The sequence below is a fragment of the Roseobacter sp. CCS2 genome (assembly GCF_000169435.1).
In the GTDB taxonomy this organism is placed as follows: domain Bacteria; phylum Pseudomonadota; class Alphaproteobacteria; order Rhodobacterales; family Rhodobacteraceae; genus Yoonia.
Genome location: NZ_AAYB01000002.1, coordinates 414,817 through 432,322 on the forward strand (window position 1 = coordinate 414,817; position 17,506 = coordinate 432,322).

The 17,506-nt window shown below is 56.2% G+C and carries 23 protein-coding genes; 6 read left to right on the forward strand and 17 right to left on the reverse strand.

All coding sequences use genetic code 11. From position 1 onward, the window contains the following. The first annotated feature begins 50 nt into the window (after positions 1 to 50). Together leuB and RCCS2_RS08635 are read left to right on the forward strand one after the other, a co-directional pair. Positions 51 to 1,154, forward strand: coding sequence for a 3-isopropylmalate dehydrogenase (gene leuB, locus RCCS2_RS08630; RefSeq protein WP_008233344.1), 1,104 nt, complete (start codon positions 51 to 53; stop codon positions 1,152 to 1,154). Further along, positions 1,154 to 2,125, forward strand: a complete 972-nt coding sequence (locus tag RCCS2_RS08635; protein WP_008233345.1) for a DMT family transporter — start codon at positions 1,154 to 1,156, stop codon at positions 2,123 to 2,125. Before leuB ends, RCCS2_RS08635 begins: the two co-directional genes overlap by 1 nt. Here RCCS2_RS08635 and RCCS2_RS08640 read toward each other — a convergent pair. After that, positions 2,122 to 3,687 carry an FMN-binding glutamate synthase family protein gene (locus RCCS2_RS08640; RefSeq protein ID WP_050770809.1) on the reverse strand — a complete coding sequence of 522 codons (1,566 nt, stop codon included), beginning with the start codon at positions 3,685 to 3,687 and terminating at the stop codon, positions 2,122 to 2,124. The two genes, RCCS2_RS08635 and RCCS2_RS08640, sit on opposite strands and share 4 nt — an antisense overlap. A 151-nt stretch (positions 3,688 to 3,838) precedes the next feature. Continuing rightward, positions 3,839 to 4,648 carry a division plane positioning ATPase MipZ gene (locus tag RCCS2_RS08645; RefSeq protein WP_008233347.1) on the reverse strand — a complete coding sequence of 270 codons (810 nt, stop codon included), beginning with the start codon at positions 4,646 to 4,648 and terminating at the stop codon, positions 3,839 to 3,841. Between the two features lie 369 nt (positions 4,649 to 5,017). On the opposite strand from RCCS2_RS08645, the gene RCCS2_RS08650 reads away from it, so the two are divergent. After that, complete coding sequence (locus RCCS2_RS08650; RefSeq protein WP_008233348.1) at positions 5,018 to 6,325, forward strand: DEAD/DEAH box helicase; 1,308 nt, start codon at positions 5,018 to 5,020, stop codon at positions 6,323 to 6,325. A 104-nt stretch (positions 6,326 to 6,429) separates the two neighbouring features. Here RCCS2_RS08650 and RCCS2_RS08655 read toward each other — a convergent pair whose 3' ends face one another. Next, positions 6,430 to 7,020, reverse strand: a complete 591-nt coding sequence (locus RCCS2_RS08655) for a TetR/AcrR family transcriptional regulator (RefSeq protein ID WP_008233350.1) — start codon at positions 7,018 to 7,020, stop codon at positions 6,430 to 6,432. 134 nt (positions 7,021 to 7,154) lie between these two features. Between RCCS2_RS08655 and RCCS2_RS08660 the strand changes: the two genes are divergently transcribed. Beyond that, entirely contained in the window at positions 7,155 to 7,547 is a 393-nt protein-coding gene (locus tag RCCS2_RS08660) for a RidA family protein (RefSeq protein WP_008233353.1), read from the forward strand. Positions 7,548 to 7,732: 185 nt separating this feature from the next. On the opposite strand, the gene rpmE is transcribed toward RCCS2_RS08660, so the two are convergent. The 14 genes from rpmE to RCCS2_RS08725 form a co-directional block, all read right to left on the reverse strand. Beyond that, positions 7,733 to 7,954: a 50S ribosomal protein L31 gene (gene rpmE, locus RCCS2_RS08665; RefSeq protein ID WP_008233354.1), complete on the reverse strand. Its 222-nt coding sequence runs from the start codon at positions 7,952 to 7,954 to the stop codon at positions 7,733 to 7,735. An 11-nt stretch (positions 7,955 to 7,965) separates the two neighbouring features. After that, on the reverse strand, positions 7,966 to 8,349 hold the full coding sequence (gene rplS, locus RCCS2_RS08670; RefSeq protein WP_008233356.1) for a 50S ribosomal protein L19: 384 nt from the start codon (positions 8,347 to 8,349) through the stop codon (positions 7,966 to 7,968). Positions 8,350 to 8,677: 328 nt separating this feature from the next. Next, positions 8,678 to 9,469: a tRNA (guanosine(37)-N1)-methyltransferase TrmD gene (gene trmD / locus RCCS2_RS08675; RefSeq protein WP_008233358.1), complete on the reverse strand. Its 792-nt coding sequence runs from the start codon at positions 9,467 to 9,469 to the stop codon at positions 8,678 to 8,680. Further along, entirely contained in the window at positions 9,462 to 9,977 is a 516-nt protein-coding gene (rimM, locus tag RCCS2_RS08680; RefSeq protein ID WP_008233361.1) for a ribosome maturation factor RimM, read from the reverse strand. The genes trmD and rimM overlap by 8 nt, the downstream gene beginning before the upstream one ends. Next, complete coding sequence (locus RCCS2_RS18540) at positions 9,977 to 10,123, reverse strand: hypothetical protein (protein WP_008233362.1); 147 nt, start codon at positions 10,121 to 10,123, stop codon at positions 9,977 to 9,979. The genes rimM and RCCS2_RS18540 overlap by 1 nt, the downstream gene beginning before the upstream one ends. Positions 10,124 to 10,185: 62 nt before the next feature. Continuing rightward, the gene (rpsP, locus tag RCCS2_RS08685) at positions 10,186 to 10,593 is read right to left on the reverse strand and encodes a 30S ribosomal protein S16 (protein ID WP_037293778.1); all 408 of its coding nucleotides are present in this window, start codon (positions 10,591 to 10,593) and stop codon (positions 10,186 to 10,188) included. Between the two features lie 49 nt (positions 10,594 to 10,642). Beyond that, on the reverse strand, positions 10,643 to 10,939 hold the full coding sequence (locus tag RCCS2_RS08690) for a chorismate mutase (protein ID WP_008233372.1): 297 nt from the start codon (positions 10,937 to 10,939) through the stop codon (positions 10,643 to 10,645). Continuing rightward, positions 10,936 to 11,451 (reverse strand): GNAT family N-acetyltransferase, encoded by a 516-nt coding sequence (locus tag RCCS2_RS08695; RefSeq protein WP_008233373.1) that lies wholly within the window; start codon positions 11,449 to 11,451, stop codon positions 10,936 to 10,938. The genes RCCS2_RS08690 and RCCS2_RS08695 overlap by 4 nt, the downstream gene beginning before the upstream one ends. Then, on the reverse strand, positions 11,448 to 11,960 hold the full coding sequence (locus RCCS2_RS08700; RefSeq protein ID WP_008233374.1) for a GNAT family N-acetyltransferase: 513 nt from the start codon (positions 11,958 to 11,960) through the stop codon (positions 11,448 to 11,450). The genes RCCS2_RS08695 and RCCS2_RS08700 overlap by 4 nt, the downstream gene beginning before the upstream one ends. Continuing rightward, positions 11,957 to 12,505 carry a GNAT family N-acetyltransferase gene (locus RCCS2_RS08705; protein ID WP_008233375.1) on the reverse strand — a complete coding sequence of 183 codons (549 nt, stop codon included), beginning with the start codon at positions 12,503 to 12,505 and terminating at the stop codon, positions 11,957 to 11,959. The genes RCCS2_RS08700 and RCCS2_RS08705 overlap by 4 nt, the downstream gene beginning before the upstream one ends. Before the next feature lie 3 nt (positions 12,506 to 12,508). Continuing rightward, the gene (gene ffh, locus RCCS2_RS08710) at positions 12,509 to 14,014 is read right to left on the reverse strand and encodes a signal recognition particle protein (RefSeq protein ID WP_008233377.1); all 1,506 of its coding nucleotides are present in this window, start codon (positions 14,012 to 14,014) and stop codon (positions 12,509 to 12,511) included. Between the two features lie 155 nt (positions 14,015 to 14,169). Next, the gene (locus tag RCCS2_RS08715; protein WP_037293780.1) at positions 14,170 to 14,670 is read right to left on the reverse strand and encodes a hypothetical protein; all 501 of its coding nucleotides are present in this window, start codon (positions 14,668 to 14,670) and stop codon (positions 14,170 to 14,172) included. 23 nt (positions 14,671 to 14,693) lie between these two features. Beyond that, positions 14,694 to 15,053 carry a hypothetical protein gene (locus RCCS2_RS08720; protein ID WP_156788490.1) on the reverse strand — a complete coding sequence of 120 codons (360 nt, stop codon included), beginning with the start codon at positions 15,051 to 15,053 and terminating at the stop codon, positions 14,694 to 14,696. A 36-nt stretch (positions 15,054 to 15,089) separates the two neighbouring features. Continuing rightward, complete coding sequence (locus RCCS2_RS08725; RefSeq protein ID WP_008233380.1) at positions 15,090 to 15,629, reverse strand: FMN-dependent NADH-azoreductase; 540 nt, start codon at positions 15,627 to 15,629, stop codon at positions 15,090 to 15,092. Positions 15,630 to 15,733: 104 nt separating this feature from the next. On the opposite strand from RCCS2_RS08725, the gene RCCS2_RS08730 reads away from it, so the two are divergent. Continuing rightward, entirely contained in the window at positions 15,734 to 16,612 is an 879-nt protein-coding gene (locus RCCS2_RS08730) for a LysR family transcriptional regulator (RefSeq protein ID WP_008233381.1), read from the forward strand. Beyond that, positions 16,612 to 17,490, forward strand: a complete 879-nt coding sequence (locus RCCS2_RS08735; protein WP_008233382.1) for a DMT family transporter — start codon at positions 16,612 to 16,614, stop codon at positions 17,488 to 17,490. The genes RCCS2_RS08730 and RCCS2_RS08735 overlap by 1 nt, the downstream gene beginning before the upstream one ends. The last annotated feature ends 16 nt before the right edge of the window (positions 17,491 to 17,506 follow it).

The following is a 17,506-nucleotide window of genomic DNA, read 5'->3' on the forward strand; positions in this document are numbered from 1 at the left end:
CGCCCTTCGCGCTAGGGCCTTGGCAACGTATTCAAGCAAGGACGTGACACATGGCAAACCCTTCCCTTTTGATCCTCGCCGGTGACGGCATCGGCCCCGAAGTTATGGACGAAGTGAAGCGGATTATCGGCTGGTTTGGCGACAAGCGCGACCTGACCTTTGATGTGTCCGAAGACCTTGTTGGTGGTGCCGCCTATGACGCGCACGGTGTGCCGTTGCATGATGACACGATGGCCAAAGCGCAAGAGGTGGACGCCGTTCTGTTGGGTGCTGTTGGTGGACCCAAATACGATGATCTTGATTTCAGCGTAAAGCCAGAGCGCGGGTTGTTGCGTCTGCGCAAGGAAATGGACCTGTTCGCCAATCTGCGCCCGGCACAGTGCTTTGACGCGCTGGCTGATTTCTCCTCGCTGAAGAAAGACCTGATCGCGGGCCTTGATATCATGATCGTGCGCGAGCTGACATCAGGCGTCTACTTTGGCGAACCGCGCGGTATCCACATTGAGGATAATATGCGCGTTGGTGTGAACACGCAGCGCTATACCGAGGCCGAGATTGAGCGCGCGGCACGTGCCGCCTTTGATCTGGCGATGAAGCGCGGCAAAAAAGTCTGCTCGATGGAAAAGGCCAATGTGATGGAAAGCGGTATCTTGTGGCGCGATGTGGTGACCGAAGTGCACGCCGATTATCCAGAGGTCGAACTTAGCCATATGTATGCCGACAATGGTGCGATGCAGCTGGTTCGTGCGCCCAAGCAATTTGACGTCATCCTGACCGATAACCTTTTTGGCGATATCCTGTCTGATTGTGCCGCAATGCTGACCGGCAGCCTTGGCATGTTGCCGTCCGCGTCGCTTGGCCTACCGATGGCAAACGGGCGCCCCAAGGCGATGTATGAACCGGTTCACGGATCTGCACCCGACATCACCGGTCAAGGCAAGGCAAACCCAATTGCATGCATCCTCAGCTTCGCCATGGCGCTGCGCTATTCTTTCGACGAAGGCGCAGAAGCTGATCGTCTGGAAGCGGCCATCGAAAAGGTGCTGTCAGACGGCGCACGCACCGGTGATTTGATGGGACCAGAGGGTGGCACACCGCTAAGCACAACAGAGATGGGCGATGTTATCCTCGCCGCACTTGACGCGAGCCTCTGATGTCGGGGAATGCCAAAGGTGCGCTGCTGGCGCTATTGGCCTTTGGTATCTTCTCGACCCATGACGTCGTCGTCAAAATTCTAGGTGGTCTCTATTCACCTATCCAAATTGTGTTCTTCAGCGTCCTGCTCAGTTTCCCGCTTGCGATGGTCATGCTGATGCGGGACGTCACGCCGGGCACGTTGGTGCCGGTGCATCCGTGGTGGCTGGCGCTGCGGACTGTCGCAGCGGTGGTGACGGGCGTGTCGGCGTTTTATGCGTTTTCGGTTCTGCCGCTGGCGCAAACCTATGCCATCTTGTTTGCAGCCCCCTTGCTGATCACGATTCTTGCGATCCCGGTGCTGGGTGAAACGGTGCGCCTGCGTCGTTGGATGGCCGTGCTTGTCGGGCTTGGTGGTGTTCTGGTGGTCTTGCGCCCCGGTGAAACCGACCTGTCGCTTGGGCATCTGGCCGCTCTTGCCGCGGCGATTGGTGGCTCTGTCGCCTCGATCATCGTGCGGAAAATCGGGTCCGAAGAACGACCCGTGGTCATGTTGCTTTACCCGATGATGGTGAACTTCATTGTCATGGCCTGTGCTTTGCCATTTGTCTACCAGCCAATGCCGATAGAGCATCTGGGGCTGCTGGGTATCATCGCGACCTTTGCGTGGATTGCCAGCCGCCTTGTGATTGCAGCTTATCAATCGGGTGAGGCTGCAATCATTGCGCCAATGCAATACAGCCAGATTATCTGGGCCACGATTTTCGGGTTCATCTTTTTCGGGGAAACGATTGATCAGGCCACAGCGATCGGGGCAGGGGTCATTATTGCGAGCGGCATGTATATCGTGCTGCGCGAAAGCAAAAGTGGCAATTCCGAAAACACGCCAGTGTTGCGCACGCGGTCGCGTTCGGAAACAGGCACGACGCCGCGGGTCTCTCTATTCATGCGCGCGGCCGGAAAGACCCCGCCGCGCCCTGATGATCCTTAGGCGACAGCCTCTGGTGGTGCGAAACTATGTGCGTTTGCACGGTTCCAACGCTCGCGATAGATTGGATTATCGTCACCATCATCCAGCAAAAAGCCTTCGCGTAAATAGGTATAGACGTCAGCAGCCTCTGTCATTTGACCGTCAGCTTTGCGGGTCATGAAATGGTAGGGCAGAAAACCGCAGGGGTTTTCCAAACCAGCAGCACCCGCCATTTCACCCAGTGCCTTCAACGTATTCGCGTGGAAGCGCGCAACACGTTTGCTTTTGTCATTCACGTTCAGCGCGGCTTGGCGGACCGGGTCTTGGGTCGTCACACCGACGGGGCAATGGTTGGTATGGCAAGCCTGCGCCTGAATGCAACCAATCGCGAACATATAACCGCGGGCCGAATTGCACCAATCCGCACCAATCGACAGCGCACGGGCGATATCAAAGGCGCTGACGACCTTGCCCGCCGCCCCGATTTTGACCTGATCGCGTATACCCGCACCACGCAGCGTGTTATGCACAAAGGTCAGCCCTTCGATCATCGGCATGCCGACGTGGTTTGCAAATTCTAGCGGGGCCGCACCTGTGCCGCCTTCGGTGCCGTCTACAACGATGAAATCCGGGATATTTCCCGTTTCCAGCATGGCCTTCACCATACACATAAATTCGCGCCGGTGCCCGATACACAGCTTAAAACCGACAGGTTTGCCACCTGACAGTTCGCGCAATTGCCCGACAAATTGCATCAATTCCAACGGGCCGGAAAAGGCGCTATGGCCAGCGGGTGACACACAGTCGACACCCATTGGAATATCGCGCGCTTCGGCAATTTCGGGGGTAATCTTTGCGGCGGGCAGCATTCCGCCATGGCCAGGTTTGGCCCCTTGGCTTAGCTTAATCTCGATCATCTTGACCTGATCATCGGCAGCTTGTTTGGCGAATTTGTCGGGGTTGAACGTGCCATCATCGTTGCGGCAGCCAAAGTACCCAGATCCAACTTCGTAGATCAGATCACCGCCGCCTTCGCGGTGATAGCGACTGATGCCACCTTCGCCGGTGTCATGCGCAAAACCGCCCTGTTTGGCACCTTTGTTCAGCGCCGAAATCGCATTTGCCGACAATGAACCAAAGCTCATCGCAGAGATATTATAAAGCGAAGCATTGTAAGGTTGCTTACATTTGTCGCCACCTATCATCACACGAAAGTCCGTGTCGTCGAAATGTGTGGGTTCAACCGAATGCGTCAACCAAGAATAGCCAGCCTCGTAAACCCGTTCATGACTGCCGAACGGACGCTTGTCTTCAGCCCCCTTGGCCCGCTGATAAACAAGCGAGCGTTGTTCACGGCTAAAGGGTTGTTCTTCCTGATCGCCCTCAATCAGATATTGGCGGATTTCTGGCCGGATTTTTTCAAATAGAAACCGGATGTGACCCAACACAGGGTAGTTACGGACAATGGCGTGACTGGTTTGGTTCACGTCCCTGATGCCCAAGGCTGTCAGCGCGGCAAAAACAATGAAAAGCAGAAACACCCACGGTGCCCAAAACCCTGCGATAAATGTCACAACGGCCATAAGGCCAACAAAAACGAACGTTGCGTAGCGCTGCAACGAGATCAGTTCACGCACAAGATACCCTCCCTATTTGAGGGTAGACTAGGCCGCTCAATTCATTAACGAAAGGCTGATGTGCTGAAGTTTTCATCACAAAATGTAAATGACCCGATCAGAAGTCGGCCCGCACCCCCGGCAGGTCCAGCGCTTTGATCAATTCACGCAGTTCTTGGCGTGCTGCTACATTCGAGATATTCATCCCCTTCACGCCAATATCGCGCAGATCCAGCAAGGTCAGACCGCGAGGAAACAGCTCTCGAAAGATCACCCGCTCATTAAAGCCGGGTGCGGTACGAAACCCAATGCGTGATGCCAGCTTTGCGATCGCACGCTCCATCTTGAGCTTGTTCAACATCGCCTGCGCGCCCAGCCGGTTGCGTACCACGATCCAGTCGATGGGTTTCAGCCCTGCCTGGCTGCGCAATTGGCGCGCGTTCCAGACCATTTCAGAATAAACCGACGGCCCGGTGATATCTTCGCCATCGCTGTCGACATGCGCCAGCAGATCAAAGTCGATAAAGCTGTCATTGAGCGGCGTAATCAGCGTATCGGCTAATGAATGGGCGACTTGGCTTAGCCGCGTATGCGACCCGGGACAATCAATTAGAATGAAATCGGCGTCGGCCTCCATGCGTGCAACAGCCATAGATAAACGATGATCAAATGCATTTTCACCGGGCTTTAGCAGGTCTTGGTCAATATCCGGTAGTTCGTGATAGGACGGAGTTGGCAGCTCCAACCCCTTCTTTTGCAGAAATGCCTGTCGGTTCAGTATATAGCGCCCCAGTGTTTTCTGACGCAGATCAAGGTCGAGCGTTCCGACTTTGTGCCCCATCCGGGCAAGGGCCGTTGCGACATGCATCGACACGGTCGATTTGCCTGCGCCGCCCTTTTCGTTGCCGACCACGATAATATGCGCCACTAACCGATTCCCCGCCGTTTTGTGCTTTGCACCTCTATATGATGTGGCTGATAAGAGGGGAAGCACATGCAACACGTGTCGCCACATTTTCAGCAACCCTTGACAGATGCCGCCCAAACCATCATGTGCCAATCAACCGACGCAAGCTGCCGCGTGAGCAGAGCGAGACCATAGAGTCTATCCGCAAGGCGTCGCTTAAACTTCAGGTTCCCACATCACGCAGGGGTCCCGCGCCCTTATCGGCGCCCGGACAATGCGGTCTTGGCTGTCAGCATAGTGGCGCAACCTTGCACGGGTTCATCGCATTTGGCGGTGGGCCAAATGATATGCGCGGGCCGTAGGCTCGCTTAGAAATTAGGATATTCCTTTATGGATTTCGACATGCTGGGCCTTGCGCCCCGATTGGTAAACGTACTCAAAGAACAAGGGATCACTGATCCCACCCCTATTCAAACCCAAGCCATCCCCCACGCCATGAATGGCCGCGATGTAATGGGTCTGGCGCAAACCGGTAGTGGTAAGACCGCAGCCTTTGGTCTGCCTATGATCCATGCGCTGATGAAGGCGGGTGTGAAGCCGAACCCCAAGACATCGCGCGGTCTGATCCTTGCGCCCACGCGCGAATTGGCCAAACAGATCGCCGATAACTTGACCGCCTATACCAAAGGCAGCCACCTGAAAGTGGCGCTGGTTGTTGGCGGGGCAGGGATCGTCGCCCAGACCAAGCGTCTGGCTGGCGGTGTTGACCTGTTGGTCGCGACACCGGGCCGTTTGATTGACCTGTTGGACCGCCGCGCGGTGCGGTTGGATGAAACCATTTATCTGGTTCTGGATGAGGCCGACCAGATGCTCGACATGGGCTTTATTCACGCGCTGCGCCGCATCGCACCGCTTTTGGCGAAAGATCGTCAAACGATGATGTTCTCGGCCACGATGCCGAAACTGATGGGTGAATTGGCGGGAACATACCTGACCGATGCGGTACGCGTGCAGGTGAACCCGCCGGGACAGGCCGTGAAAAAGATCAACCAGTCGGTGCATTTTGTGGCGCAAGCCGCCAAGACCGATCTGCTGATTGAGCTGTTGGACAAGCACCGTGACGAGCTGGCGATTGTTTTTGGCCGGACCAAACATGGCTGCGAGAAGCTGTATAAAGTGCTTGAGAAAAAGGGTTTTGCTGCGGCTTCCATCCACGGCAACAAATCGCAAGGGCAGCGTCAACGCGCGCTGGAGGCCTTTAAGTCAGGCAAGACCCGCGTTTTGGTAGCAACTGACGTGGCGGCCCGTGGCCTTGACATCCCGGACGTGCGGTTTGTCTACAACTATGATCTGCCAAATGTCGCTGAAAACTATGTGCACCGCATCGGGCGAACAGCGCGTGCGGGCGCCGATGGATCGGCAGTTGCCCTCGTCGCACCGGACGAGATGATCGAGTTGAAAGACATCGAAAAAGCGATGAAGGAAACCATTCCAGTGGCCTCTGGTCGTGAATGGGAAATTCAACCGGGCCAGAAAAAGCGACCTAACGGCGGCGGTGGCGGACGTCGGGGTGGCGGTGGGAACCGCGGTGGCGGACAACGGGCCGGCGGCAAGCCAGGCGGAGGTCAGGGCAAACCCGGCGGGCGGCGTCGCGGCGGCGGCGGTGGTGGCCGGTCGCGCAACGCATCAGCGGCATAGATCGGCTTAGAAACTCCTACGTATTGCGAAGTGCTACCTGATGTTTTCAGGTGGCACTTTGTTTTCAGCGGTTGACTGTCGCCTCGAACAGATTGTTTTGCTGGTCAGCTGGTCTGGGCCAGTAATCCTTCGGCAAGCACCTGAAATGCATGCATAGCTTTTGCCATAACCGCGTCTTTATTATGGCTTGCTGCGACCCATAGCGCCGTATCAAAAGCGGCACCACATAACAATCGCGCCGCAGCTTCAGGATCAACCGGACGAACGCGTTCTGCTTGCTGTAACGCCCGTATGGTTTCTGTTGTTGCGCGCAAGCAGGCATTTTGGCTGGGCCATGCGGATGGGTCCCCCAGCACTGCCGGTCCGTCCAGCAGAACAATTCGCTGTACATCGGACTCTTGCGCCAACTGTATATAGGCAATTCCGGCGGCGACAAATCGATCCCAGTCGTCAGCTATGCTGCAAACAGTCGCGTCCGCCCGTGCAGCTATATCAGCATCCATCTGCTGGACGACCGCCATTAGCAGCCCCTTTTTGTCTCCGAAATTGTGATATAGCGCGCCGCGTGTAACACCCGCAGCAGCACATAAATCATCCATCGACGCGCCAGCATACCCGTGACTAGCGAATGCCACTTTTGCGGCAGCCAACAGTTTTGATCGGGTCACTTCCATTTGCTCGGCACGTGTATTCATCGTAGTTTTCCTTCACATACGGTGCGTACCTCAATTGACATACGTGGCGTATACATATTATCACATACATACCGTATGCGAATTTGCGTATTATTGTACAGCCCAGGCTGCGACCTTAATCAAAAGGATAAACCATGACAAAACCCGAAGCCATTTTCCCTGCTGCCCGCCATGCCCTTTACGAACAACACGGCTATTCCGCCGCGATCAAGTCCGGTGATTTGCTATTTGTATCTGGTCAGGTGGGCACCCGCGAAGATGGAAGTCCTCAGCCAGAATTTAAGGCACAGGTCGAGCAAGCCTTTGCTAACCTTACAGAGACACTGAAAGCTGGCGGATGCACATTAAGCGACATTGTGGACGTAACGACGTTTCACACCGATCCCGAAGCACAGTTCGAGACGATTATGGATGTCAAAGCTAATGTGTTCCCAAGCGCGCCTTATCCAAATTGGACGGCTATTGGTGTAAACTGGCTTGCCGGTTTTGATTTCGAAATAAAGGTGGTCGCCCGCATCCCAGAATAACACTATCGGGGCGTCCTGCTTTCAATTAGTCAATCTTAAAATGCTGATCTGACACGCGGCGGAAGCGGACACGCCGCAGCGAAGGATAACGATAGCTTTCCCCCGCAGGCCTACCATTCAAACAACGAAAAACGCCGCCCAATATAAAGGGCGGCGTTTATATTTTATCCACAGGATAAGGGTCTTTAGAAACCAAGACCTGCGTATTTGTTCTTAAACTTGGACACACGGCCACCGGCGTCCATCAGGCGCGTTGAACCACCGTTCCATGCGGGGTGTACGGATGGGTCAATATCAAGCGACATCGTATCCCCTTCTTTGCCCCATGTGGATTTCATCTGCACCACTGTGCCATCGGTCATTTTGACGTCGATGATGTGATAATCGGGATGCGTATTTTTTTTCATGATGGCGATCCTTACGCTTCTGCGCCCTTAGGCGCTTTGTAGTTGGTGACTTCTGCGATACGTGCGGACTTACCGCGACGTGAACGCAGATAGTAAAGCTTGGCGCGACGCACGCGACCACGGCGGACCACGGTGATGCTGTCGATGTTGGTGGAATGCAGCGGGAAAACACGCTCCACACCTTCGCCAAAGGAAATCTTGCGCACTGTGAAAGACCCGGCAATGCCTTTGCCGTTCTTGCGGGCGATGCACACGCCTTCGTAGTTCTGCACACGGCTGCGTGTGCCTTCGGTCACATTGTAACCGACGCGGACGGTGTCACCGGCCTTAAAATCGGGGATCGTGGCCCCAAGTGCGGCGACTTGTTCCGCTTCGAGTTCTGCGATCAGGTCCATCTGAAACGCTCCTTCATGTCACTTGCGGTTATCCGCAATGTTGATTTGCGTGGCTCAGAGCTCTGTGTCGTTCCCGGGTCCAGTTGCCTGCCCGCCAGAGGTGCGTCATCATTTCTTTGTTGTGGTCGTCCGGCCTGTCTGGTGAGTGCCGTACCAACGAAGGTACGCTCATGATCCAGATGGTCCCATAAACCAACACCCGGAATCAGCCAGGCTAACCGGGAATGCTGCCGTATAAGCGGGCAAGCCCTGCGGATCAAGGGGTTTCGCCCATTGTCTTATCATATGTATGCAAACTGCGAGGTAAGGCGCAGTCAAGAGAAGTGTCCTATTTCTTTTGGCGCTTTTCCCACATATCCGGCCTGCGATCCTGCGTGATCTTTTCGGCCATCTTGCGCCGCCATTCCGCAATCTTGGCGTGATTGCCGGACAACAGCACCTCTGGGATTGGCAGGCCTTGCCACTCTGCGGGCTTGGTAAACTGCGGGTGCTCTAACAACCCCGCAGAAAAGCTTTCGTCGACAGCGCTTTCTGCGTTGCCCAACACACCAGGCAGCAAACGTACGGTCGCATCAATCATCGCTTGCGCGGCAATTTCACCCCCGGTCATCACGAAGTCCCCAAGGCTGACTTCCTGAATGCCAAAGTGATGCAAGATGCGTTCATCCACACCTTCAAAGCGCCCGCACAGCATCGTCACACCATCCATCCGCGCCCAGTCGCGCGCCATCGCCTGATCAAAGCGGCGACCACGCGGCGAAAGATAGATCAGCGGCGCTGTCCCTTTGGTGCCGCGTCGTGCGTCGCTGATTGCTTTTTCCAGCACATCCGCACGTAAAACCATCCCGGCCCCGCCCCCCGCAGGTGTGTCATCGACATTGCGGTGCTTGCCGATGCCATAGTCGCGCAGATCATAGGTTTGCAGCTGCCAAAGCCCATCTTGCAGGGCCTTGCCGGTCAGGCTTTCACCCAGCACACCAGGAAAAGCCTGTGGAAACAAGGTGATAATCTGCGCTGTCCAAGACCCCGCGATATCAGGGGTGTCCGTCATCAACTCACGCGGTTTCAGCGTTGGACGCACCGCAATGCGGCCCGCTGATTTTGGTGGTTTCTTAGTCATCGGACGGAAACAACCCGTCGGGCGGGTCGGCGACGATACGTTTGGCAGTCAGATCGACGGTCGGCACGGCGGCCTGTGTGAATGGCAACAGGATGGTGTCAGATGCGCCGGGCACAATAATTTCAAGCAAATCGCCGGCGCCATGGTCCATCACGTTCTTCACGGTTCCCAAGGTCGCACCGCCAGTATCCACAACCGTCAGGCCGATCAGATCGGCATAGTAGTATTCGTCATCCGGCAAGGACGGCATGATATCGCGCGGTGCATAAAGGTTCACATTGCGTAGCGCATCGGCGTCTTCTTTGGTGATAACCCCATCTATTCGCGCAGTGAACCCGTTTTTCAGCTGCCCGGTCAGAACGATCTGCGCAAACGCACGTCCGTCCTCGGTGTAAAGCGGGGTATAGTCGGCAATCGCTTGGGGGTCGGCACAATAGGACTTCAGACGCACTTCGCCCTGAACGCCAAATGCGCCGCCAATGGCACCCACAATCACACGATCGCTCATCAATTCAACTCCGGTCCGACGCAGATATTTTCGACCCATAGCCCGCCACCGCTTTCGCAGATGTCTTGGCTGCCCTGACGTTCAAACAGCATGCCTGCAATAAAAGCAAACATCACCAGAATGATCGTGCGCAACAAGCGAAACATGGATGTGGTCCCGAATGGGAAAGGTAATCGCCCCGGTCAAAGCCGGGGCGACAATCAGAAATTTACTCTTCCGCTTTGGCTTCTTCTTCTGCAGGTGCTTCTTCTGCAGGAGCGTTTGCAGCTTCTTCAGCAGCGGCAGCTTTGGCCGCTTTTTCTTCAGCGCGCGCTTGTGCCGCTTTGCCCGGTGTACCCTTTTTGGGGTTGCTGCGGTCTTTCTTTGGCAATTCGCCAGCAGCTTCCAGCATGCGGGAAATACGGTCAGTTGGCTGTGCGCCTTCGCCCAACCAGTACTTGATGCGCTCCATATTCATTTTCACGCGCTCTTCGCTGTCTTTGGGCAGCATCGGGTTATATGTGCCCAGCTTTTCGATGAAACGGCCATCGCGCGGCATACGGCTGTCGGCCGCCACGATTGCATAAAATGGACGCTTCTTTGAGCCGCCACGGGCCAAACGGATTTTCATAGCCATCAGATAGTCTCCTTAAAGATGATGTATGTAAGGTGGATCATGATCCACCTTACGATTGATGTTGTTTGTGGTGTTGGATGACTTCCTCAATAATGAAATTGAGGAATTTCTTGGCAAATTCCGGGTCCAGATTGGCCCGGTTTGCAAGGTCGGTGAGCCGCGCGATTTGTGTTTCTTCACGCGCGGGGTCGGATGGGGGCAGGTCGTGTTCAGCCTTAAGACGGCCCACAGCCTGTGTGTGCTTGAACCGCTCGCCCAATGTGTAGACGAGGATGGCATCAAGCCGGTCGATACTTTCGCGATGTCCTTTGAGGATTTCAGCGGCACGGGTGGTTGTGTCGGTCATGCGACATCTCCTTGTGCGGAATTGCGGGTGTGGCGATAGACAAGGGTGCCTTCCTCTTCGGGCGCTGGCGCGTCCGGGTCCAAGCGAGCGCCAAGGCTTTCCGCCACGCGGATAGAGGCCGCGTTACGTTCTCCGATATAGCTGACGATGCTCGCAAGGTTGGTCGTGGCAAATGTATGATCAATGATTGCGCGGCCGGCTTCGGCGGCCAAGCCCATGCCGTTAAACCCGTCATAGATGAACCATCCGCATTCCGGTTCTGGGTAGTGAGGCGGATGCACAAGGCCCACGCCACCCGCCAGCTTGCCGTCCATTTCGACAGCAAGTGTTCCAAATCCGTAAAGCGCCCAAGTTGCCACATCATTGGTAAACCAGGTCCATGCCGTGTCGCGGTCCAGCGGTCCGTCCATATGAACGGCGCGATCGCTTGCCATGAACGCTGCATAGGTGTCAAAGTCACTGCGTTGGTAGGGCCGCAGGGAAAGGCGTTCCGTCTGCAAAGTCGGGATCATGCAGGCACCTCTGGTGCGGGGTGCCGCCAGATATGAAGCACGCCATAGGTTTCGTGCTGGAAAGAGTCTTCCTGCACGCACCCCATCCGTTTGGCAAGGGCCACTGATCGGGTGTTGTTGGGGTCGACTGCGCTGATCAGGGTGGTCCACTCAAGTGCGTCATAGGCATATTGCCGTGCTGCCACGGCAGCCTCATGTGCAATCCCACGTCCCTCGGCGGTGTCGAACAGGGACCATGCAAGTTCCGGCTCTGGCCATCCTTCGGGAAAATACAGCCCCACGATGCCCAACGGCGCGTCACGTTCACGATCAGCCACCATCCAGCGTCCGTACCCGCGCAAGACCCAATGACCAAGGATCGCCGACAGCTGGGCGAATGCCTGATCTCGTGTGAAGGGTCCGCCAGTTGTAACCATCCGCGGCGAGGCACGAAACACGGCGTAAGCCTCGAAATCGTCCCAGCGTGGTGCGCGCAATGTTAAGCGCTCCGTCTGCAAAGTCGGGATCATGCAATCGCCCCCGCTGCCTGCGTTACGGCACGGCTGTCGTCATAGCTTAGGTGCCGGAACACGATGCAGTCTTCGTCATCGACCACATCGCGGCGTTCTTCGACAGCGCCCAACCGCATGGCCAGTGCGATAGATCGTGTATTCTCCGGTGCGATAAGCGAGATCAGCGGCTCAAGCCCCAACGTCCGCCCCGCCCAATCACGTACGGCGCAAGCCGCCTCAAACGCAAAAGAACGTCCTTCGAACCCGTCAAACATATGCCACGCCATTTCAGGTTGCGGCCATCCCACGTGATTGATGATCCCCACACGCCCAACGGCAATCCCACTGTCCCGTTCCGTGACAGTAAAAAAGCCGTAGCCGTGCCAGTTCCAATGCCCAATGCCAGAGATAAACCCGTACCACGCTTCCCGCTCTGACCCTGATCCACCCACAGCCGCCATCCGCGCAGAGCCAGTGACCCATGCGGTAAATGCCGCAAGGTCCCGTTTCTGCGGGCCGCGCAGGACAAGCCGCGCTGTAGTCAGGGTGGGGGCGGGTGTCATTAGTTACTTCTTTTTCCCGAAGCCAGAGAGGCCGGGGGGCAGTTGCATGCCCCCGCCCAGACCAGGCAAGCCGCCGGGGGGCATTTTGCCCTGTAGCGCTTTGGCGGCTTCCGCCATCGCCTTGGGGTCGTTCATATCGGGCATGCCGCCTTCTGGCATGCCACCGCCTTTGCCGAACATGCCTTTCATGGCCTGTTTCAGCATGCCACCTTTGCCCATCTTTTTCATCATATCGGCCATTTGGCGGTGCTGTTTGACCAGTTTGTTGAGTTCGGACACTTCAAGGCCAGCCCCCTTCGCAATCCGCCTTTTGCGTGAGGCCGCCAGCAGATCAGGGTTTGCGCGTTCTTTCTTGGTCATGGAATTGATCAGCGCGATCTGCCGTTTCAGGATGCTGTCATCCATACCGGCAGCGGCCATCTGTTTTCCCATCTTGGCCGCACCGGGCATCATGCCCATCATGCCTTCCATGCCGCCCATTTTCATCATCTGCTCAAGCTGCATCTTCAGATCGTTCATGTTGAAGCGGCCTTTCTGGAAGCGCTTCATCATGCGTTCGGCTTGTTCGGCCTCGATGGTTTCCTGCGCCTTTTCGACCAAGGCCACGATATCGCCCATGCCGAGGATGCGGCCTGCGATCCGTTCAGGCTCAAACGTTTCAATCGCGTCCATCTTTTCGCCAAGACCCACAAAGCGGATCGGCTTGCCAGTAATCGCGCGCATCGACAGCGCCGCACCACCGCGCCCGTCGCCGTCCATCCGGGTCAGGACCACGCCAGAGACACCGATCTTGTCGTCAAATTCTTGGGCGACATTCACCGCGTCTTGGCCGGTCAGACCATCAACCACCAGCAGCGTTTCACGTGGGTTGGCCACGTCGCGCACGGCAGCGGCTTGCGCGATCAACTCCTGATCAATGTGCAAACGGCCCGCGGTGTCGAGCATATAGACGTCATATCCACCAAGGCTGGCTTGCGTCTTGGCGCGTTTGGCGATTTTGACAGGATCTTCGCCCTGCACAATTGGCAATGTGTCCACGCCAATCTGCCCGCCCAAAATCGCCAACTGTTCCATCGCGGCAGGGCGGTTTGTATCAAGCGAGGCCATCAATACCCGCTTGCCTTCTTTTTCTTTCAGGCGTTTTGCTAGCTTGGCTGTTGTGGTTGTTTTACCAGAGCCTTGCAAACCCACCATCAGGATCGGGGCAGGCGGGTTGTCGATTTTCAGCGCGCCAGGGTCTTCATCGCCTGTCAGCACATGCTGCAATTCATCATGCACGATCTTGACGACCTGCTGGCCCGGCGTGATCGACTTGGTCACTGCCTGACCGGTCGCCTTTTCCTGTACGGCCTTGATGAAATCACGCGCCACGGGCAGTGACACATCGGCCTCAAGCAGGGCCACGCGCACTTCGCGCAGGGCGGTTTTGACGTCATCATCCGTCAGCGCACCTTGCTTGGTCAGCTTGTCAAAGACACCGGATAGGCGTTCGGATAGATTTTCAAACATTGGCCAAGGCCCTCGTCATCGTTTCGGTTGCCTTGCATATAGTCATATGCGCCGCAAAAAGCAGTAGCGCCCCCGTGGGCGCGACGCGCTGACGGAGGGCGATCCCCTGATATCGGAGACCGGAAAGCTGATGCTATCCGGGTGTTAAATGGCGTTTACGCCTGTGCTTGGGCTGAGTCAACATCTTGCGCCAGCCACGCGTTGATTGTCTCTACCCCATGCTTGGCGCTGTTGCCACTGGCATACACCGGCGTGACCGGGTGCGTGCCTGCATCCATCCCACCGTCCAGAACTAAGGCGATACGATAGGTTGTGCCACCTTTGCTGGTGCGGCTGCTTTGCAGCTTGGCGCGCTGCAGATGTTCCAGTTTGTGCTGCACCTTGGTGCGGCCGCGAAACGTCGAATGCTGCAGTTCCAAAAGATTGCGGCTGCGGTCAAGGATCAGATCGTCGCGGCGCACAAAGACAATGAGAAAGATTGAGACGAATAACGGGATCGCAAAAAGACCCCAGAAAGTATCTGCAACATTACCCTCAAACAAAGCATTCAGACCAAAGGCTACGACGCCAAGCAGCACGGCACTGAGCATAATGGCAACAAACCAGGGAACTGAACGAAGGATTAACTGATCTGACGTGTTGTGAACTATTTTCATGTCGTCACGTTAGGGATGGGCCTTTAGCGGATCAACCCAACGATCTGGTCGCGATACACATAAGCCACAGTTGTCGTGCCGACCATCAACATCAGCATATGCCAGTAGGGCGGTCCAACCCAGATCAACAAAGCGCTTAACCCCACGATCATCGTACCCAGCAGCAAAAGCCCAGCGGGACCTTCCCAGTCGCGCACCCAAAGCAGGCTTGCGCCGATTACTTCGATGGACCCCGTGATATAACGGGGAAATTGGCCAAATCCGATCGCCTCATAAATCGCGACGTCAGTGCTGAAACTTCCCAGTTTGCGCAGACCAAAATACAGGAAGGCCAACGTAAGAACGGCGCGCAGGCCAGTCATGAAGGGGGATGTCTTTGTCATGCCCAGCGACATAGTGCGCTGGGCATAATGTCCAGTTCAGGCTGCATCTTTGGCAACTACATCCTTGGCGGTGTGAACGGTGATATCGGTGATCCCGATAAATTTGAGGATTTGTTCGATATGCGGGGTCGCAAAATCCATAGGCGCACCGACGGGGACGCCACCAGAGGCGACGGTGACGATAGCCTTTTTTCCTTCCAAAAGGCCAACCGGACCATTCTCTGTATAAGCAAAGGTCACCTTGGGTCGCGCGATCAGATCAACCCATGCTTTGAGGGCAGCTGGCATGCCGAAGTTATACATCGGCATCCCGATGAGTATGACATCGGCGGCCTTGATTTCATCAATCAACGCATCTGAGAGTGAAAGAACATCGCGGTCGGCGTCCGTCAGATCAGCGTCCGGGATCAGCCGGGTGGTGATCCATGTATCGTCGATTTGCGGTAACGGTGTTTCAGCCAGATCGCGGGTGATGACGTTGGTTGGTGCAAGCTCTTGCAGCAGAGTATTGGTGGCGGCACGACTGACCGACCCTGTGCGTGTGCCGGATGCATTGATGTGAAGAACGGTAGTCATGTGAGTGCTCCTATAGTTGGCGTGCAGGGAAAATAGCCTCTTGCATTAGCGAACAATATAGCCGATTTTCAACAGGACATGTTTGCCAGCGCACAGGATTGCCGATGGATAACTGGGACGAAATCAGAACCGCTTTTCAGGTTGCGCGCAAGGGGACTGTAAGTGGTGCTGCCGATCAGCTTGGCGTGCACCATGCCACTGTCATTCGCCATATTGACGCGTTGGAGCAGCGCTTGGGCGTAAAGCTCTTTCAGCGGCACGCCCGGGGGTATACCGCAACTGAGGCAGGGCAGGACCTGTTGCAGGTGGCACAGGCGACGGACGATCAGTTCACCCAATTGGCTGGCCGTATCAAAGGGCAGGGTGAAGGGGTTTCTGGCGATTTGGTGGTGACGTCTTTAGGCATGGCATCACGGATGCTGACACCAATTTTGGTTAATTTTCAGGCGGAACACCCAGAGGTCCGCGTGCGGTACCGAACGGGCGACCGGGTGTTTCGATTGGAATATGGTGAGGCCCATGTGGCGATCCGGGCGGGCACGATGCCGGAAGAACCTGACAATGTGGTACAGCCCTTTCTGCAACAGCAAATGGCCTTGGTTGCATCAGAAGCTTATATCGCGCGACATGGGCGACCCAAAGATGAAGATGATCTGAAGAACCACGTCTTCGTGACGCATGACAATGACAAGTCCCGCGCGCCCTTTACCCGTTGGCTGCGCGACATGGTCAGCGAAGACCGGTTCGTTTACCGCGCCACTGACAACCGGAATATGCAGGACGCGATTGTTGCGGGGGCAGGGATTGGTTTCGTGCTGGCGCAAGAGCTGCGCATGCATCCGGAACTGACCGAAGTGATCCCGCGGCAAGAGACGTGGTCGGCACCACTGTGGATTGTCACCCACGTTGATTTGCATCGCACGGCGAAGGTGCAATCGTTCCTGCGCTTCCTCAAAGACCGCATCAAGACGCTTGAGTGCTGATGACCGGCCAACGTGCTGGCCATCTGGCGATGCTGCTTTTTTCCTTGCTGGTGGCGGGGTCCTTTGCGCTGGGGTCACTTGCGGCCAATGAGATATCGCCAAGTGCGCTGAACGCGGTAAGGTTTTGGATCGCGACCGTGATTATAGGGGGCGTTGCCTTATCAACGACAGGATTTTCGCGCGCGGCTGTGGCAGCACCTTGGCGCTATGTGGTCTTGGCGGCCCTTTTTACCACCTATTTTGTGCTGATGTTCGAGGGGCTCAAGACCGCGCCGGCCGTCAGTGCTGCGGCAGTCTTTACGCTTACGCCAATTCTGGCGGCGGGGTTTGGCTGGCTCTTGTTGCGTCAGGTGCTGACGCCGCGTATTGCCCTTGCGTTGCTGATTGGCGCGCTAGGCGCGATCTGGGTGATCTTTCGCGCTGATGTTGCTGCGATCCTGCGGTTTGAGCTGGGGCGGGGCGAGTTCATCTATTTCTGCGGCTGCATCGCACACGCGATCTATACGCCGCTGGTGCGCAAGCTGAACCGGGGCGAAACGGCTGTGGTGTTTTCGTTTGGTGTTTTGCTGGCGGGGTCGGTGTTGCTGACCGTCTGGGGGTGGGGCGACCTGATGGCTACAGATTGGGGTGCGCTGCCGGGGATTGTTTGGGTGACAATCCTTTATACGGCTGTCTTCGCCAGCGCCGCGACCTTTGTCTTGTTGCAATTTGCAACGCTGCGACTGCCAAGTTCAAAGGTGATGGCTTATACCTATCTCACGCCGTCATGGGTGATTGTGTGGGCTTTGGCGTTGGGGGGCACGCCGCCGCCTGCGTTGGTTTTAGCAGGGTTGCTGTTGACGATTGTGGCGTTGGCTCTGCTGCTGCGCGAGGAGTGATGTAAGGTGGATCATG

What these genes read in the sequence shown, in the direction of transcription:
- RCCS2_RS08690 (WP_008233372.1), bottom strand. Translation starts at nt 10,939, where the DNA reads ATGACCGACACAACCACCCGTGCCGCTGAAATCCTCAAAGGACATCGC.
- RCCS2_RS08735 (WP_008233382.1), top strand. Translation starts at nt 16,612, where the DNA reads ATGACCGGCCAACGTGCTGGCCATCTGGCGATGCTGCTTTTTTCCTTG.
- RCCS2_RS08695 (WP_008233373.1), bottom strand. Translation starts at nt 11,451, where the DNA reads ATGATCCCGACTTTGCAGACGGAACGCCTTTCCCTGCGGCCCTACCAA.
- rimM (WP_008233361.1), bottom strand. Translation starts at nt 9,977, where the DNA reads ATGAGCGATCGTGTGATTGTGGGTGCCATTGGCGGCGCATTTGGCGTT.
- RCCS2_RS08725 (WP_008233380.1), bottom strand. Translation starts at nt 15,629, where the DNA reads ATGACTACCGTTCTTCACATCAATGCATCCGGCACACGCACAGGGTCG.
- rplS (WP_008233356.1), bottom strand. Translation starts at nt 8,349, where the DNA reads ATGGACCTGATCGCAGAACTCGAAGCGGAACAAGTCGCCGCACTTGGG.
- RCCS2_RS08715 (WP_037293780.1), bottom strand. Translation starts at nt 14,670, where the DNA reads ATGAAAATAGTTCACAACACGTCAGATCAGTTAATCCTTCGTTCAGTT.
- RCCS2_RS08640 (WP_050770809.1), bottom strand. Translation starts at nt 3,687, where the DNA reads ATGGCCGTTGTGACATTTATCGCAGGGTTTTGGGCACCGTGGGTGTTT.
- RCCS2_RS08660 (WP_008233353.1), top strand. Translation starts at nt 7,155, where the DNA reads ATGACAAAACCCGAAGCCATTTTCCCTGCTGCCCGCCATGCCCTTTAC.
- ffh (WP_008233377.1), bottom strand. Translation starts at nt 14,014, where the DNA reads ATGTTTGAAAATCTATCCGAACGCCTATCCGGTGTCTTTGACAAGCTG.
- leuB (WP_008233344.1), top strand. Translation starts at nt 51, where the DNA reads ATGGCAAACCCTTCCCTTTTGATCCTCGCCGGTGACGGCATCGGCCCC.
- RCCS2_RS18540 (WP_008233362.1), bottom strand. Translation starts at nt 10,123, where the DNA reads ATGTTTCGCTTGTTGCGCACGATCATTCTGGTGATGTTTGCTTTTATT.
- RCCS2_RS08655 (WP_008233350.1), bottom strand. Translation starts at nt 7,020, where the DNA reads ATGAATACACGTGCCGAGCAAATGGAAGTGACCCGATCAAAACTGTTG.
- RCCS2_RS08705 (WP_008233375.1), bottom strand. Translation starts at nt 12,505, where the DNA reads ATGACACCCGCCCCCACCCTGACTACAGCGCGGCTTGTCCTGCGCGGC.
- RCCS2_RS08720 (WP_156788490.1), bottom strand. Translation starts at nt 15,053, where the DNA reads ATGACAAAGACATCCCCCTTCATGACTGGCCTGCGCGCCGTTCTTACG.
- rpmE (WP_008233354.1), bottom strand. Translation starts at nt 7,954, where the DNA reads ATGAAAAAAAATACGCATCCCGATTATCACATCATCGACGTCAAAATG.
- RCCS2_RS08700 (WP_008233374.1), bottom strand. Translation starts at nt 11,960, where the DNA reads ATGATCCCGACTTTGCAGACGGAGCGCTTAACATTGCGCGCACCACGC.
- trmD (WP_008233358.1), bottom strand. Translation starts at nt 9,469, where the DNA reads ATGACTAAGAAACCACCAAAATCAGCGGGCCGCATTGCGGTGCGTCCA.
- RCCS2_RS08730 (WP_008233381.1), top strand. Translation starts at nt 15,734, where the DNA reads ATGGATAACTGGGACGAAATCAGAACCGCTTTTCAGGTTGCGCGCAAG.
- RCCS2_RS08650 (WP_008233348.1), top strand. Translation starts at nt 5,018, where the DNA reads ATGGATTTCGACATGCTGGGCCTTGCGCCCCGATTGGTAAACGTACTC.
- RCCS2_RS08635 (WP_008233345.1), top strand. Translation starts at nt 1,154, where the DNA reads ATGTCGGGGAATGCCAAAGGTGCGCTGCTGGCGCTATTGGCCTTTGGT.
- rpsP (WP_037293778.1), bottom strand. Translation starts at nt 10,593, where the DNA reads ATGGCTATGAAAATCCGTTTGGCCCGTGGCGGCTCAAAGAAGCGTCCA.